The 15,686-nt window shown below is 71.2% G+C and carries 14 protein-coding genes and 2 riboswitches; of the genes, 4 read left to right on the forward strand and 10 right to left on the reverse strand.

The window, feature by feature from the left end:
• Positions 1-40: 40 nt before the first annotated feature.
• From ABEA77_RS08110 to ABEA77_RS08155, 10 genes are all read right to left on the reverse strand, one after another.
• Positions 41-907 (reverse strand): thioesterase family protein, encoded by an 867-nt coding sequence (locus ABEA77_RS08110; protein WP_345643222.1) that lies wholly within the window; start codon positions 905-907, stop codon positions 41-43.
• Positions 908-991: 84 nt separating this feature from the next.
• Positions 992-1,651, reverse strand: coding sequence for a trimeric intracellular cation channel family protein (locus ABEA77_RS08115; RefSeq protein WP_345643225.1), 660 nt, complete (start codon positions 1,649-1,651; stop codon positions 992-994).
• Positions 1,652-1,747: 96 nt separating this feature from the next.
• On the reverse strand, positions 1,748-2,860 hold the full coding sequence (locus tag ABEA77_RS08120) for an ABC transporter ATP-binding protein (RefSeq protein WP_345643228.1): 1,113 nt from the start codon (positions 2,858-2,860) through the stop codon (positions 1,748-1,750).
• Complete coding sequence (locus tag ABEA77_RS08125) at positions 2,857-3,960, reverse strand: ABC transporter ATP-binding protein (RefSeq protein ID WP_345643229.1); 1,104 nt, start codon at positions 3,958-3,960, stop codon at positions 2,857-2,859. The genes ABEA77_RS08120 and ABEA77_RS08125 overlap by 4 nt, the downstream gene beginning before the upstream one ends.
• Positions 3,957-4,967, reverse strand: a complete 1,011-nt coding sequence (locus tag ABEA77_RS08130; RefSeq protein ID WP_345643231.1) for an ABC transporter permease — start codon at positions 4,965-4,967, stop codon at positions 3,957-3,959. The genes ABEA77_RS08125 and ABEA77_RS08130 overlap by 4 nt, the downstream gene beginning before the upstream one ends.
• Before the next feature lie 123 nt (positions 4,968-5,090).
• Positions 5,091-6,842 carry an ABC transporter substrate-binding protein gene (locus tag ABEA77_RS08135; protein WP_345643234.1) on the reverse strand — a complete coding sequence of 584 codons (1,752 nt, stop codon included), beginning with the start codon at positions 6,840-6,842 and terminating at the stop codon, positions 5,091-5,093.
• A gap of 44 nt (positions 6,843-6,886) precedes the next feature.
• Complete coding sequence (locus tag ABEA77_RS08140) at positions 6,887-7,885, reverse strand: ABC transporter permease (RefSeq protein WP_345643235.1); 999 nt, start codon at positions 7,883-7,885, stop codon at positions 6,887-6,889.
• 432 nt (positions 7,886-8,317) lie between these two features.
• Positions 8,318-9,109, reverse strand: a complete 792-nt coding sequence (locus tag ABEA77_RS08145) for an enhanced serine sensitivity protein SseB C-terminal domain-containing protein (RefSeq protein ID WP_345643237.1) — start codon at positions 9,107-9,109, stop codon at positions 8,318-8,320.
• A gap of 152 nt (positions 9,110-9,261) precedes the next feature.
• A complete protein-coding gene (locus ABEA77_RS08150; protein ID WP_345643239.1) occupies positions 9,262-10,005 on the reverse strand; it encodes an enhanced serine sensitivity protein SseB in 744 nt (247 codons plus the stop codon).
• 44 nt (positions 10,006-10,049) lie between these two features.
• Positions 10,050-10,706: an AAA family ATPase gene (locus ABEA77_RS08155; RefSeq protein ID WP_345643242.1), complete on the reverse strand. Its 657-nt coding sequence runs from the start codon at positions 10,704-10,706 to the stop codon at positions 10,050-10,052.
• Positions 10,707-10,861: 155 nt separating this feature from the next.
• Positions 10,862-10,959: riboswitch (glycine riboswitch) on the forward strand.
• Positions 10,960-11,068: riboswitch (glycine riboswitch) on the forward strand. It begins immediately after the preceding riboswitch.
• A gap of 32 nt (positions 11,069-11,100) precedes the next feature.
• Here ABEA77_RS08155 and gcvT point away from each other — a divergent pair.
• From gcvT to ABEA77_RS08175, 4 genes are all read left to right on the forward strand, one after another.
• Positions 11,101-12,216: a glycine cleavage system aminomethyltransferase GcvT gene (gene gcvT / locus ABEA77_RS08160; protein ID WP_345643245.1), complete on the forward strand. Its 1,116-nt coding sequence runs from the start codon at positions 11,101-11,103 to the stop codon at positions 12,214-12,216.
• A 166-nt stretch (positions 12,217-12,382) separates the two neighbouring features.
• The gene (gcvH, locus tag ABEA77_RS08165; protein WP_345643248.1) at positions 12,383-12,760 is read left to right on the forward strand and encodes a glycine cleavage system protein GcvH; all 378 of its coding nucleotides are present in this window, start codon (positions 12,383-12,385) and stop codon (positions 12,758-12,760) included.
• Positions 12,761-12,798: 38 nt separating this feature from the next.
• Positions 12,799-14,061: a serine hydroxymethyltransferase gene (gene glyA / locus ABEA77_RS08170; protein ID WP_345643251.1), complete on the forward strand. Its 1,263-nt coding sequence runs from the start codon at positions 12,799-12,801 to the stop codon at positions 14,059-14,061.
• Positions 14,062-14,236: 175 nt separating this feature from the next.
• Positions 14,237-15,619 (forward strand): L-serine ammonia-lyase, encoded by a 1,383-nt coding sequence (locus ABEA77_RS08175; RefSeq protein WP_345643253.1) that lies wholly within the window; start codon positions 14,237-14,239, stop codon positions 15,617-15,619.
• The last annotated feature ends 67 nt before the right edge of the window (positions 15,620-15,686 follow it).

The raw sequence follows: 15,686 nt of genomic DNA on the forward strand, positions 1-15,686 counted from the left end.
TCCCCGGCCCGCGCCTCCTCCCCCGGCCCCGAGGGGCCGCTCAGGAGGGGCGTGCCCCGGCGGCCAGGTCCTTCGGCCGCGGGGCGCGGGCCAGCTGCCGTGACTGGGCGACCAGCCGGTCGGCGCTGTCCCAGACCTCCGCGTCCTCTTCGAGGAAGCCACCCGCGAGGTTGCGTGTGGCGATGCTCACGCGCAGCGGTCCCGGCGCGGGGCGGGCGCGCACGTGCACCGTCAGCTCGACGGTCGGGGTCCAGCCGGTGACGCCGAGTTCGAAGGCGGCGGGCGGCAGCGCGTCCACGGCGAGCAGCAGGGAGAGCGGGTCGGGGTCCCGCCCGTCGGCGAGCCCGAACCAGCCGCGCATCTCGCCGGCCCCTGACGGCCTGCCGACGGCCCAGCCGCAGGTGGCGGGGTCCATGCGGACGTCGAGCCGCTGGAGCAGGGTGGAGTCGGCGAAGATGTCGCCCGGCGCGTCCGAGCTTCTGAAGCACTCCTCGCGCGGGGCGATGGCGGGCGGCTTGGCGCTGGTGCGCACCTCGTCGGTGAGGTCGTCCAGGTCTCCGTAGGTGGCGACCACCCGCAGCCGCTCGACCTCGGTGCCGTCCTGCGCGTACTGGACCAGCGCGGCGGTGCCGGTCGACACGGTCCTGCCGGTGCGGACGGTTTCGGTGCGGATCCCGGCGGGCCCCGGGGCGGCGGGCGTCAGGTAGTGGGCGGTGATGGAGAAGGGGTCGGGGTGCGGCAGCGCGCGGGAGAGCGCGCGGCCCGCGGTGGCCAGCGTGTAGCCCCCGTTGAGGGCCCGGATGATGGACCAGCCGGGAGACAGCACCGCCGTGTAGGTGCCGGGCGTGCGCCGGGTGACGGCGGTGTCACGGTCGAACTCGCTGTCGCCGAGGGATGCCTGTGCCATGGCCCTTACCGTACCGTCCCCTACTGACCGGTCGCTTAGGTCCGGGTGAACCCTGGCGCGCACCACCCGGCGCCGGTGCGGCGGCTACGGCTCCTCGACCGCCTCCGACCTGCGCCGCCAGGCGCGCGGTGCCCGCCAGTGGTAGCGCATGGCGAGCAGCCTGACCAGGAAGGCCACCAGCGCGGCCAGGGTCCCGGTGAGGGCGCCGAACACCCCGAGGCGTACGCAGACGGCGGTCAGCGCGGCGCCGACGATGGCGGGCACCGCGTACAGGTCGCGGTCCCAGCGCAGCAGCGAGGGCACCTCGTTGGCGAGCACGTCGCGCAGGACACCGCCGCCGACGGCCGTCGCGGTGCCGAGCGCGGCGGACGCGGTCAGGCCGAGCCCGTACTCGTACGCCTTGGTGGTGCCGGTGACGCAGAACAGGCCGAGGCCGGCCGCGTCGAAGACGTACACCCCGGCCTGGATGCGCTCGACCTGCGGGTGCAGGAAGAACACCAGCGCCGTGGCGACGAACGGCGTGACGAAGTACCCGAGGTCGGTGAAGGCGGCGGGCGGCACCGCGCCGATCATCAGGTCGCGGAACAGCCCCCCGCCGAGCGCCGTGACCTCAGCGAGCACCGCCATGCCGAAGACGTCGAAGTTCTTGCGGACGGCGAGCAGGGCGCCGGAGATCGCGAAGACGAAGATCCCGACGAGGTCGAGCACGTGCTGGACGGAGGGCCTGAACAGTTCGACTACCACCCGGCAATTGTGCCGGTGGCGGCCCGGCGGGCCCGCCGCCGCGCGAGGCGGCGGGCCGGCCGCGCATCACTCCGAACCGGGCTCCGCGTCCGCGGGCTACTGCCCGGGGGCCGCGGGGGACGCAGCCGGGGCCAGCGGCTTCGCCGCGTCCTGCGGCTGCTGGTCCGCCGCGTTCTCCGGGTGGTGGCAGGCCGTGCGGTGGCCGGGCGCGAGCTCGACGAGCTGCGGCTCCGTGGTGCGGCACACCTCGGTCGCCTTCCAGCACCTGGTGTGGAAGCGGCAGCCGCTCGGCGGCGCGATCGGCGAGGGCACGTCGCCCTTGAGCAGGATGCGGTCGCTCTTGCCGCCGCGCCGCTTGGGGTCGGGCACCGGCACCGCGGACAGCAGCGCCTTGGTGTACGGGTGCATCGGCGCGGCGTAGAGCGCGTCGCGATCGGCGAGCTCCACGATCTTGCCGAGGTACATCACGGCGATGCGGTCGGAGACGTGCCGGATGACCGACAGGTCGTGCGCGATGATCACATAGGTGAGGCCCAGCTCGTCCTGGAGGTCGTCGAGGAGGTTCACCACCTGTGCCTGGATCGACACGTCGAGCGCGGACACCGGCTCGTCCGCGACGACCAGCTTCGGCTTGAGCGCGAGCGCGCGGGCGATGCCGATGCGCTGGCGCTGGCCGCCGGAGAACTCGTGCGGATAGCGGTTGTAGTGCTCGGGGTTGAGCCCCACCAGCTCCAGCAGTCGCTGGACCTCCTTCTTCACACCGCCCTCAGGCGTGACGCCCTGGAGTCTGAAGGGGGTGGCGACGATGCCGCCGATGGTGTGGCGCGGGTTCAGCGAGCCGTACGGGTCCTGGAAGATCATCTGCACGTCGCGGCGCATCGGCCGCAGCTGCCCCGTGGACAGGTGCGTGATGTCGCGGCCCTCGAACTCGACCGAGCCGCCGGTCGGTTCGAGCAGCCGGGTGACCAGCCGGCCCATCGTCGACTTGCCGCAGCCGGACTCGCCGACCACGCCGAGCGTCTCGCCCGGCCGCACGTCGAAGGAGAGCCCGTCGACCGCCTGGACCGCGCCGACCTTCCGCTTCAGCAGCCCCTTGGTGATGGGGAAGTGCTTGGCCAGGTCGGTGACCCGCAGCAGCGGCTCGGGCGCGGCGGGGCCGGCCGCGGCGGCCGGTCCCGTGTTCGTCGCCTGTTTCGTCGGTTCACTCACAGCTTCGGCGCAATCTCTTCGGTCCAGATCTTCTCGCGCTGCTCGCGTGTCATGTGGCACGCGGAGAAGTGGTCGCCGGTGACCGCCCGCAGCTCGGGCCGCTCGGTGCGGGTGATGTTGTCGGCGGGGACGTCCGCGTACGGGCAGCGCGGGTGGAAGGCGCAGCCCGACGGCACGTTGATGAGGCTCGGCGGGGAGCCCTTGACCGGCACGAGCCGGTCGGTCTGCTCCCGGTCGATGCGCGGCATCGATCCCAGCAGGCCCCAGGTATAGGGGTGTTGGGGCTGCTCGAAGACCTGGTCCGAGGGTCCGCGCTCGATGCACCGGCCCGCGTACATGACGAGCAGCCGGTCCGCGATCTCCGCGACCACACCGAGGTCGTGGGTGATGATGACGACCGCGGAGCCGAACTCCTTCTGGAGGTCGCGGATGAGGTCGAGGATCTGCGCCTGGACGGTCACGTCGAGGGCGGTCGTCGGCTCGTCGGCTATCAGCAGCTGCGGGTTGTTGACCAGCGCCATCGCGATCATCGCGCGCTGGCGCATACCGCCGGAGAACTGGTGCGGGTAGTCGTTGAAGCGGCGGGCGGGCTCGGGGATGCCGACCCGGTCGAGCATCTCGACCGCCCGCTTCTTCGCGGCCTTCTTGTCCACCTTGTTGTGGACGCGGTACGCCTCCACGATCTGCGCGCCGACCGTGTAGTACGGGTGGAGCGCGGAGAGCGGGTCCTGGAAGATCATGGCCATCTTCTGGCCGCGCAGCGTCCGGACGCGCTCCCGGTCGGCGGCGATCAGCTCCTCGCCGTCGAGCCAGATCTCGCCGGAGATCCTGGCCCGGTCGGAGGTGTGCAGGCCCATGATGCCGAGCGAGGTCACGGACTTGCCCGAGCCCGACTCGCCGACGATGCCGAGGGTCTCGCCGGCCTTGAGGTCGAAGCTGACGCCGTCGACGGACTTGACGAGGCCGTCGTCGGTGTCGAAGTGGATCCGCAGGTCGCGTACGGAGAGGAACTCGCGCTCCGCGGCGGCAGCCCCGGGCGCGGCCTGCGGGGCGGCGTCCTGTGCGGCGTCCTGTGCGGCGTCCTTGTGCGTGTCGCTCATGAGAGCCTCACCCGGGGGTCGATCGCGGCGTACACGAGGTCCACCAGCAGATTGCAGACAACGATGAAGAAGGCCGTCAGCAGCGTCACGCCCATGACGATCGGCAGGTCGTTGCCGGTGACGCCCTGGATGGCGTACGCGCCGAGGCCCTGGAAGGAGAACACCGACTCGGTGATGACGGCGCCGCCGAGCAGCAGCGCGAAGTCCATGCCGAAGATGGTGATGAGCGGGGTCAGCGCGGAGCGCAGGCCGTGCTTGACGACGACCCGCCGCTCGACGAGGCCCTTGGCCCTGGCCGTTCTGATGTAGTCCTCCCCCATGGTCTCCAGCATTCCCGCGCGGGTGAGCCGCGCGTAGAGGGCGGAGTAGAGGAAGGCGAGCGAGACCCATGGAAGGATCAGGTTCCACGCCCACTCGCCGGGGTTCTGGGTGAACGGCACGTAGTGCACGTTCCATATCTGGAGCCAGTTGAAGCTGAACAGCGCGAGCAGCACGAGGCCGGTGAAGAACATCGGCAGCGAGACGCCCATGAGCGAGATGCCCATGGCGAGGCGGTCCCAGACCGAGCCGCGCTTGAGGGCGGAGAGGATGCCGGTCGCGATGCCGGTGACGAGCCAGATCACCGCGGCGCCGATGGCGAGCGAGAAGGTGATCGGGGCGCGCTGCTGGATCTGCGGCCAGACGGCGGTGTGGGTCTTGAAGGAGTAGCCGAAGCAGGGCGCCGGGCAGTGGGCGGGGTCGGGGCCGAACTTGTAGTCGGCGCCGGCGACGAGGCCCTTGATGAAGTGCCAGTACTGCTCGTAGATCGGCTGGTCGAGCCCCAGGTTCTTGATGACGGCCTTGATGACCGTGGGGTCGGGGCTCTTGCCGACGTACTGGGCGGCCATCGACTCGATGGTCTGCCCTGCGGCACGCGGAAGGAGATAGAAGATCGCGAAGGTGACTGCGCTGACCACCAGCAGCAGCAATACCGCGGCGAAGACGCGTCGGATGATGTACGCAGCCACAGCCGTGCGGCGTCGGGCCGGCCGAACCGGGTGGGACCCGGCGGGCCCGACGCCTTCACCTGCCTTTCAGGGGGGAATGCTTTCGGAGTGCTCCGGGGAGCGCGGGGCTCCCCGGAGGGGCTCCTACTTGGTCGAGGTCAGGGTCGTGTAGTCGTACATGCCGAGGTAGGCGGCAGTGACCTCCACGTTCGCGGCGGACGCCGGACGGTAGAGGAGGTTCTTCTTGTAGAAGAGCGGGACGATCGAACCCTGCTTCATGATCATCTGGTCGATCTTGCCCCACTCGGCGTTGCGCTGGGTGTTGTCGACGGTGGCGATGGCCTTGTCGAACTCGTCGTTGATCGCCTTGTCGTTCAGCTCGGAGAGGTTCGTGCCGCCGGAGGGCTTGATGGCACGGCCGTCCGCGATCTGGTCGAGGTAGCCGTAGCCGGTCGGCCAGTCGGCGCCCCACGCCATCATCATCATGCCGGCGTTGTTCTTGTGGACCCAGTCCGGGACACCGGCGAAGTCGGTGAAGTACTTGCTGCCGGGGAAGGTCTTGATGCTGGCGTTGACGCCGATCTTCTTCAGCGTCTCCTGGAGCTGGGTCGCCGCGAGGACCTCGTCAGGACGGTCGGAGCGGGCGGTCAGCGTGGTGGAGAAGCCGTTGGGCTTCCCGCACTTGGCCAGGTACTGCTTGGCCTTGGCGAGGTCGCCCTTGTTGCCCGACGTCGCGTACGTGTCGAACTTCTTGTAGCCGGCGACCGTGGGCGGGATGACCGTGGACGCGGGCGTGCCCTTCACGGAGCCGCCGACCGCGTCGACCATGCCGGCCTTGTCGACCGCGTACTGCACGGCGGTGCGGCAGTCGGCGTTGTCGAACGGCTTCACCTTGTTGTCCAGCGCGAGGTACTGCGTGACGCCGGCGTACGGGTTGTCCGTCTGCGCCTTCTCCTTGGGGTTGACCAGGAGCTTCGGCTGGGTCTTGGAGGCGACGCCGGTGCCCTGGATGTCCACGGTGGAGGTGTCGTTGATCAGGTGCTCGTCGATCGTCGTCTGGTTGACGTTGTACTTCAGGACGATCCGGTCGGGGAGCGCCTTGCGGATCGGGTCCGTCTTGGGGTCCCACTGCGGGTTGCGTACGAGCGTCGCGCCGGTGCTCTCGTTGAACGACGCGAACTTGTACGGGCCCGTGGACTGCATGTTCTGCTGGTACGAGGCGCCCTTGTCCAGCTTCTGCTGCACCGGGGAGGTCTGCGTGAACGTCGCCAGGTAGTTCATGTCGGCGAACGGCTTGCTCAGGTGGAAGACGATCGTGTAAGGGTCGGGCGTCTCGATCGACTTGAGCCCGTCGGCCGACTTGTCCTTGTAGGGACCCTTGTAGCCGGAGTCGTCCGCGAGGTACGTCTTGAAGTACGTGGGGCCGTTGGAGAGGGCCTCGGGCGCGAAGTTGCTGCGCTCGATCGCGTACTTGACGTCCTTCGACGTGATCTCGCTGCCGTCCTGGAACTTCACGCCCTTGCGGATGTGGTACGTCCAGGTCTTGGCGTCGGCGCTGCCGGTGCCGGGGCCCGTCGCGAGGTCGGGCACGACCTTGAGGTTCTCCTTGCCCGGCGCGGGCTTGAACGTCATGAGGGTACGCGCGTAGAGCCGGGAGAAGTTCTGCACCCAGCCGTAGTACGTGTTGCCCGGGTCGAGCGAGTCGGCGCCGCTGGAGATCTCCGCGGTGACCGTCCCGCCCTTCTTGGTGGTCTTGTTGGCGATGCCGTCGACCGCGGTGTTCGCCTTCGCGGAGCCACCGCTGCTGTCGTTCGAGCCGCCGCCCCCGCAGGCCGAGGCGCCGAGCCCCAGCGCCAGCAGCGCGGAGATCGCCGCGGCCGTCCTTCTGTTCTTCATCGTGAGGATGTCCCCCTCGGTAGTCCGGTGCGGCACGGCCGCTGTTACTTGCCACGGGGGTCGAGTGCGTCGCGCAGCCCGTCCCCCAGCAGATTGAAGGCCAGAACGGTGACGAAGATCGCTACACCGGGGATGACCATGAACATCGGGTCGACCTGGTAGAGGTCGGTGGCCTGGTTGAGCATGCCGCCCCAGGAGGACTGCGGCGGTTCGATGCCGACGCCCAGGTAGCTGAGGGACGCCTCGAACAGGATGTTGGTCGGGATGAGCAGCGTCGCGTACACGAGGATCGGCGCGACCAGGTTGGGCAGCAGTTCCCTGAAGAGGATGAACGCGCCCCTCGCGCCCAGGGACCTGGACGCCTCGACGAACTCGCGCTCGCGCAGCGACAGGGTCTGCGCGCGGACGATGCGTCCCATGTAGGGCCAGTTGAAGAAGCCGATCACGAAGATCAGCACGGCGATGCGGAGGGTGAGGCCGCTGAGCCCGAACGCCTTGCCCTGGAGCGTCGCGGAGATGGAGATCGCGAACAGCAGCAGCGGGAAGGCGAGGAAGGTGTCCATCACGCGGCTGATGGTGCTGTCCACCCAGCCGCCGTAGAAGCCCGCGACGACGCCCATGATGACGCCGATCACCACGGAGAGGAGCGTCGCACCGCCCGCGACGAGCAGCGAGACCCAGGAACCGTCCAGGACGCGGGCGAGGATGTCACGCCCCGTCTGCGGTTCGACACCGAGCGGATGGTGCCAGCTGATGCCGCCGAAACCACCCTTGGGGGCGAGCAGCACCGGGTCGACGAGGCTCTGGTGGAAGGCGTCCGGGTCCAGCCCGAACACCGCCTGGATGGGCTTCGACAGGATCGCGACAAGGATCAGGAGCACCACGACGACGCCGCCGGTCATCGCGACCTTGTCCCGCTTGAGGCGGGTCCAGGCGATCTTGCCGAGCGAACGGCCCTCGATCTGCTTGCTCCCGGCGCCCGCGAGGACCGCCTCCGGCTGCACGCTCGCAGCAGACTTGGTGGTCTCTATTGGTGCCGTCATTGCGCTGGAGACCCCTCTTCTCGGCCGATGGTGACCGGCCCATGACCGCCGCCATGGCGGAACTACGCCGCTGTGGCGGCCGATTCACTGATCAGCTTCTGATCAACATGATGCACGCTGCCCGTCCCGGTTCCGGCGCGGGGACCGGTCCGTGCGGTGCGCGGGCCGCTTCCCCTCGGTACGAAGGCGACCTCGGCCCTGGACCGTGTGCTGGTGGGAGTCTTCTGCGAGTGCTCGATCACGCACCAGACCCCACGGGGAATGGTTGCCCAACCGTGATGCATCGCTCAGGGTCCCGGTATACGGACGCTGGGTACTGCTCAGCGGACCTTTCCGGACATCCCCGCCCAGGTCAGCCGGTGTGTCCGGGACCGCGGTCCGAGCAGCGCGCGGTGCGGTGGGAGCCCCCGCGCGGGCCGCGCGGGAGACGCGTCAGAGGCGGTGTGCGGGCGGCGGATACCCGTAGCCGCCGGCGGGCGCGGCGGCGCGGTGTGCGTCGCGGTCGTAGAACGGACGCGTGTTGGCGCGCAGCCACATCGCGACCGGGTCGCGGTCGTCCGCCATCGCGACCGTCGACACGGGGAGCCCCTCGGGGACCGCGGTCACCGACTGGCGCATCATCTCCCGCACCGACTCGACCGCTGCGGCGCCGGTCTCGTACAGGTCGAGCCCGACGGCGAGGTACGGGGTGCCGAGCGCGGGCTGCACCCAGGCGCGGCACAGCGACCTGACGGCGGGCGTGCGGTGTGCGTTCTGCGTGAGCAGGGCGTAGAACTGCGGGATCTGCACGGCGGGTTCGGAGATCCGCAGCGGTCCTGCCGGCATCCGGTCGAGACCGGTGGCGATGCGGCGCAGATCGGGCCACGGGATGCCGAGGCCGCCGCCGGGGGCGTGCGGATTGAGCCAGATCCCCCAGCCCTCGGGGTAGAGGGTGCGGGCGATGTCGCGGCCGGCGACGACCTCGTGGGCCCGGGTCCAGCCGCTGGCGGCGAGCTCCTGGGCCGAGGTGACGCACGGGGCGTAGCCGTACCCCTCGACCTGCATGTTGCCGTACTGCGCGGTGGGCAATCCCGGGGTGCCCTGCCACAGCAGCATCCAGACCCGGCCCGCGGTGTCGTCGGCGAGCGCGCGCAGCAGCGCCTCGTAGGCGTCGTAACGCCCCGGTGCCACCTGGCGCAGCATCTGCTCGATGTGCCCGGCCTCCGCGGTGCCTGGCGCGCTCACTCCGCTTCCCGCCCCTCTGTCCTCGCCGTCGGACCCCCTGCCCTCGGGCCCGTCCCCCCGGGCACGCGGTCCCGGCGCCCCCGACATCAAACCAGCTTAGGCGGCGGTACTGACACAGGCGTGACGCCGGGGCGTGGCGCGGCGACGCGCCATCAGGCCTGCTCGCGCTGGTAGAAGGGGCGGACCCGGTCGAGCATCCACTCGGCGACCAGGTCCTCCTGGGCCATGTCGAGCAGCAGCAGGTTCACCTGCCACGGCACGTGCACGCGGCCGAGCGCGCGGCCCAGTGCGTCGAGGGCGGCGTGGCCGTCCGCGGGTCCCCACGGCACGAGTCGCACACCGACGAACAACTGGTGCGGACCGCCCTCGACGGAGGCGAGCGCGCGGCGCGCGTCGGCGACCACACCTGAGCCCTCGAACTCCTCGGACGCGGCCCGCAGGAAGTCCACCGGCTCGTCCTGCCAGTCGGGCTCGAACAGCCGGACCCGGCCGCCGCTCTCAGGACCGTCGAGCGCGGTGCGGCCACTGCGGCAGAGCTCGGCGACCGCGGGCGGCGGCAGCGGCACGCCCACCACGCCGCCCGGGTTCACGGCGATGCCGAGCTGCGGCGGCAGGCCGCGCGCGAAGTCGCGGGCGGGTGCGACGGTGAAGGACATGTGGGTGCCGACGCACCGCAGGAACTGCTCCTGGGAGCTGTAGACCGGGACGTACGCCCCGCCCGCTATCTCCACGGTGGGCACGTCGAGGCCGGTGCTCTGAGGGCCTCCGCCCTCGGGCAGCGGGACCCAGATGTCGCTGCGCCCCAGCACCTCGACGAGCCACGCGCCCGCCGACTCACTGCCGAGCGAGGCGGCGAGCACCTCTTCGAGTTCGTTGCCCGGCCATGCCGTGTCCACTGTGCCTCGTCCTCCGCCCTGCCCAACGGTTCCGCAAAGGCACCTTAATGGTCCGGGTCGGCCCCGGTGGAGCGGACGGTGAAAGCGATCGCGCCGAGCGAGCGCGCCGCGTCCCCGTCGAGCAGGACGGCCGAGTGGCAGCCGGCCGGCAGGCGCGCCGACTCGACGGCGGCGAGCAGGGCGCGCACCGCCCTGCGGTGCCGGGCGAACGCGTAGCGGGAGACGGCGCGGCCCCGCGCCCGCTGCCCGGCGCGCGCCACCTCGGGCGAGACGTCGAGGACGACGAGGTGCAGGGCTCGGCCCCGGCCGCGCGCCTCGCGGGCGAGCCAGCGGCGCACCCAGCGCTGGGTGCCGCAGTCGTGGACGACGGCGCTGCGCCCGGTGCGCAGCAGCCGCCACAGGCCGGCGTAGTGGGCGAGGCGCACGGCGGGCCGGTACAGGGCATAGGGCAGCCGTGGCAGCCGCCCGGCCCAGCGCTCCCGCGCGTCCTGCGAGTCGACGCCGCCCTCGGCCGCCCTGCGGATGAGGGTGGACTTGCCGCTGCCCGGCAGGCCCGACACGACGACGAGGTCGCCCTCGGCGAAGACCAGGCCGCCCGGCGGGGCGCAGGCCCCGCCCCGTAAGTCACGCACCCGCGTGCCGCCCCCACCCGAGCCCGTACGGGCTCGGGTGGGAATGTTCCGTGTGCCGCGCACCGCCATGGCCGCCCCCTGTCGCGGTCGTCCGCCGCCTCCCGGGCACGGGGGCGCCCCGCCGCGCCCCGGCCACCCCGGGTAAAGAGATGGTAATGGCGACCGAGGTTTCCGCGGCAGGGCGCGCGTGCGATGATGGCGGCGCCAACTGCATACCGGCCGTTTGAATCCGCGCGGGAGAGTCCCGGCCACCTCGGTGGCGGGCGCCGAAGGAGCAAGTTCCTCCCTTGAATCTCTCAGGCACCGTTACCGCGCGGGCGAGGCAGATCTGAAAAGCGGGCCGCCGAGCGTGCCCCACCCAAGGTGCAAGCCATGACCCTGACCGGGCGGTCATGGCGAACCTCTCAGGTTCCGATGACAGATGGGGAGGACCGTCCTCGCCCTTCATCCCTGGGAGCCACCGATGAGCCCGTCACCCCGCCGCACCGCGCTCGACGCCGTGCACCGCGCGCTGGGCGCCACCATGACCGACTTCGCGGGCTGGGACATGCCGCTGCGGTACGGCAGCGAACGCGAGGAGCACCACGCCGTCCGCACCACCGCGGGCCTCTTCGACCTCTCCCACATGGGCGAGATCACCCTGACGGGCCCCGGCGCCGCCGCCGCGCTCGACTACGCGCTCGTCGGCAACCTCGGCGCCCTCGCCGTGGGCCGCGCCCGCTACACGATGATCTGCCAGGAGGACGGCGGCATCCTCGACGACCTGATCGTCTACCGCCTCGGCGACGAGCACTTCATGGTCGTCGCCAACGCCTCCAACGCGCAGGTCGTGCTGGACGAGCTGACGGCGCGCGCCGCCGGCTTCGACACCGAGGTGCGCGACGACCGCGAGGCGTACGCGCTGCTCGCCGTGCAGGGCCCGGCCTCGCCCGGCATCGTGGCGTCGCTCACCGGCGCGGACCTCGACGGCCTCAAGTACTACGCGGGCCTGCCCGGCACGGTCGCCGGGGTCGAGGCGCTGATCGCGCGCACCGGGTACACCGGCGAGGACGGTTTCGAACTGTTCGTGGCGCCCTCGGACGCGGAGCGGCTGTGGCAGGCGCTGACCGACGCGGGCGCCGGCGCCGGCCTGGTGCCGTGCGGCCTGTCCTGCCGCGACACCCTGCGCCTCGAAGCCGGCATGCCGCTGTACGGGAACGAGCTGTCGACGGCGCTGACCCCGTACGACGCGGGGCTCGGCCGGGTCGTGAAGTTCGAGAAGGAGGGCGACTTCGTGGGCCGCACGGCGCTGGCGACGGCGTCCGAGCTGGCCGCGGTGAAGGCGCCGCGCAAGCTGGTCGGCCTGGTCGCGGAGGGCCGCAGGGTGCCGCGGGCCGGCTACCACGTGGTCGTGGGGGACGCCGTCGTCGGGCAGGTCACCTCGGGCGCCCCCTCCCCCACCCTGGGCCGGCCGATCGCGATGGCGTACGTCGACACCGCGCACGCCGAGCCCGGCGCCGAGGGGGTCGGCGTCGACATCCGCGGCAACCACGAACCGTTCGAGGTCGTGGCCCTGCCGTTCTACAAGCGCCAGAAGTGACAGGTCGTCTTCGACGGCTTCGACGGCTTTCACGGCCTTTACGGCTTCCGCGGCCCCTACGGCCCTTACGGTTTCCACGGCGGTGGTCGCCCCGCGCGGCGGCCGCCCCACCCCGTCCGACCCGGCCGTTTCCGGCCGCCCACCCGCGTACAGGAGAATCCAGGTCATGAGCAACCCGCAGCAGCTGCGCTACAGCAAGGAGCACGAGTGGCTGACGGCCGCCGAGGACGGCGTGTCGACGGTCGGCATCACCGAGTTCGCGGCGAACGCCCTGGGCGACGTCGTGTACGTGCAGCTCCCGGAGGTGGGGGACACGGTGACCGCGGGCGAGACCTGCGGCGAGCTGGAGTCCACCAAGTCGGTCAGCGACCTGTACGCGCCGGTCTCCGGCGAGGTCACCGCGGTCAACCAGGACGTGGCGGACGACCCGTCGCTGGTCAACACGGCGCCCTTCGAGGGCGGCTGGCTGTTCAAGGTCCGGGTCTCCGACGAGCCGGGCGACCTGCTCTCGGCGGACGAGTACACCGAGTTCGCCGGCAACTGACGCCACTGACGGCAATCGACACCAGGGACTGATCCGCTTTGTCTTCGCTCCTGAACACCCCGCTGCACGAGCTCGATCCCGACGTGGCCGCCGCGGTCGACGCCGAGCTGCACCGCCAGCAGTCGACGCTGGAGATGATCGCCTCGGAGAACTTTGCCCCGGTCGCCGTGATGGAGGCGCAGGGCTCGGTCCTCACCAACAAGTACGCCGAGGGCTACCCGGGCCGCCGCTACTACGGCGGCTGCGAGCACGTCGACGTGGTCGAGCAGATCGCCATCGACCGGGTGAAGGCGCTGTTCGGCGCCGAGCACGCGAACGTGCAGCCGCACTCGGGGGCGCAGGCCAACGCGGCGGCGATGTTCGCGCTGCTCAAGCCCGGTGACACGATCATGGGGCTGAACCTCGCGCACGGCGGGCACCTCACCCACGGCATGAAGATCAACTTCTCCGGCAAGCTGTACAACGTGGTCCCGTACCACGTCGACGGCGAGAGCGGCCAGGTCGACATGGCCGAGGTGGAGCGCCTCGCCAAGGAGACCAGGCCGCAGCTGATCGTGGCGGGCTGGTCGGCGTACCCGCGGCAGCTGGACTTCGCCGCGTTCCGGCGGATCGCCGACGAGGTCGGCGCGTACCTGATGGTCGACATGGCGCACTTCGCGGGCCTGGTCGCCGCCGGGCTGCACCCGAACCCGGTGCCGCACGCCCATGTGGTGACGACGACCACGCACAAGACGCTCGGCGGCCCGCGCGGCGGTGTGATCCTCTCGACGGCCGAGCTGGCCAAGAAGATCAACTCGGCGGTCTTCCCCGGCCAGCAGGGCGGCCCCCTTGAGCACGTCATCGCGGGCAAGGCGGTCGCGTTCAAGGTGGCCGCGTCCGACGACTTCAAGGAGCGCCAGCGGCGCACCCTGGAGGGCGCGCGCATCCTCGCGGAGCGCCTCGGCCGCGACGACGTGGCCCAGGCCGGCGTCTCCGTGCTCTCCGGCGGTACGGACGTCCACCTGGTCCTCGTGGACCTGCGCCACTCCGAGCTCGACGGGCAGCAGGCGGAGGACCGGCTGCACGAGGTCGGCATCACGGTGAACCGCAACGCGGTGCCGAACGACCCGCGGCCCCCGATGGTCACCTCGGGTCTGCGGATCGGCACCCCCGCGCTCGCCACCCGCGGCTTCACCGCGGAGGACTTCGCCGAAGTGGCGGATGTCATCGCGCAGGCGCTGAAGCCGGCCTTCGACCGCGAGGAGCTGGGCGTACGAGTGGCGGCGCTCGCCGCGAAGCACCCGCTGTACCCGACGCTGTAGTCACCCGTACACACCGTGTCAGGACACTCGCGGGGCGCCGCGTCACACTGGAGTGTGGTGCGCGGTGCCCCGCCGTGCGCCACTGTCCCGTCTTCCGGCCGCCGGCATCCCCCGCGGCGGCGCCGGCCCTCTACCGGTGGCAGGCGGCCTCCGCCGACCAGCAAGGAGTCCTTCCGTGGCCATCTCGGTCTTCGACCTGTTCTCGATCGGCATCGGCCCTTCCAGCTCGCACACGGTGGGCCCGATGCGGGCCGCCCGCATGTTCGCGGGCCGGCTGAAGAACGAGGGCCTGCTGGTGCACACCGCCTCGGTCCACGCGGAGCTGTACGGGTCGCTCGGCGCGACGGGCCACGGCCACGGCACGCCGAAGGCGGTCCTGCTCGGCCTTGAGGGCAACGCGCCCCGCACGGTCGACGTGGAGCGCGCCGACGAGGAGGCGGAACGTATCTCCACCTCCGGCACGCTCCGCCTGCTCGGCGCCCACGAGATCGCCTTCGACCCGTCGAAGGACCTGGTCCTGCACCGGCGCAAGCGGCTGCCCTACCACGCCAACGGCATGAAGGTCACCGCGTACGGCGCGGCGGGCGAGGTGCTGCTGGAGAAGACCTACTACTCGGTGGGCGGCGGCTTCGTGGTGGACGAGGAGGCCGTGGGCGAGGACCGCATCAAGCTGGACGACACGGTGCTCAAGCACCCCTTCCGCACCGGTGACGAGCTGCTGCGGCGCTCCCGCGAGACCGGCCTTTCGATCTCCGCGCTGATGCTGGAGAACGAGCGTGCCTGGCGGACCGAGGACGAGGTGCGGGCCGGGCTGCTGGAGATCTGGCAGGTCATGCAGGCGTGCGTCAGCCGCGGCATGTCCCGCGAGGGCAATCTGCCGGGCGGCCTGAAGGTGCGGCGGCGGGCCGCGAACCTCGCGAGGCAGCTGCGGGCCGAGGGCGCCCCGCACGCCCACGCCATGGAGTGGATCACCCTTTACGCCATGGCCGTCAACGAGGAGAACGCGGCGGGCGGCCGGGTCGTCACCGCGCCGACCAACGGCGCCGCGGGCATCATCCCCGCGGTCCTGCACTACTACATGAACTTCTGTGCCCACGACGCCACCGCCCGGGAGCGCGACGACGACGTGGTCCGCTTCCTGCTGGCCGCGGGCGCCATCGGCATGCTGTTCAAGGAGAACGCCTCCATCTCCGGCGCCGAGGTCGGCTGCCAGGGCGAGGTGGGCTCCGCCTGCTCCATGGCGGCGGGCGCACTCGCCGAGGTGCTGGGCGGCAGCGCCGAGCAGGTGGAGAACGCCGCCGAGATCGGCATGGAGCACAACCTCGGACTGACCTGCGACCCGGTCGGCGGCCTCGTCCAGATTCCGTGCATCGAGCGCAACGGCATGGCCGCGGTCAAGGCGGTCACGGCCGCGAAGATGGCCCTGCGCGGCGACGGCAGCCACATGGTCTCCCTCGACAAGGTCATCAAGACGATGCGGGACACCGGCAGGGACATGTCCGTGAAGTACAAGGAGACGGCGCGGGGCGGGCTCGCGGTGAACATCATCGAGTGCTGAGGCCGCGCGCCGAGGTCGTGCGGCCCTTCGGGAAGGGCCGCACGTGCCCGTGTCCCGGGTCGTCGCG

It is taken from the genome of Streptomyces tremellae, assembly GCF_039540215.1.
GTDB lineage: Bacteria > Actinomycetota > Actinomycetes > Streptomycetales > Streptomycetaceae > Streptomyces > Streptomyces tremellae.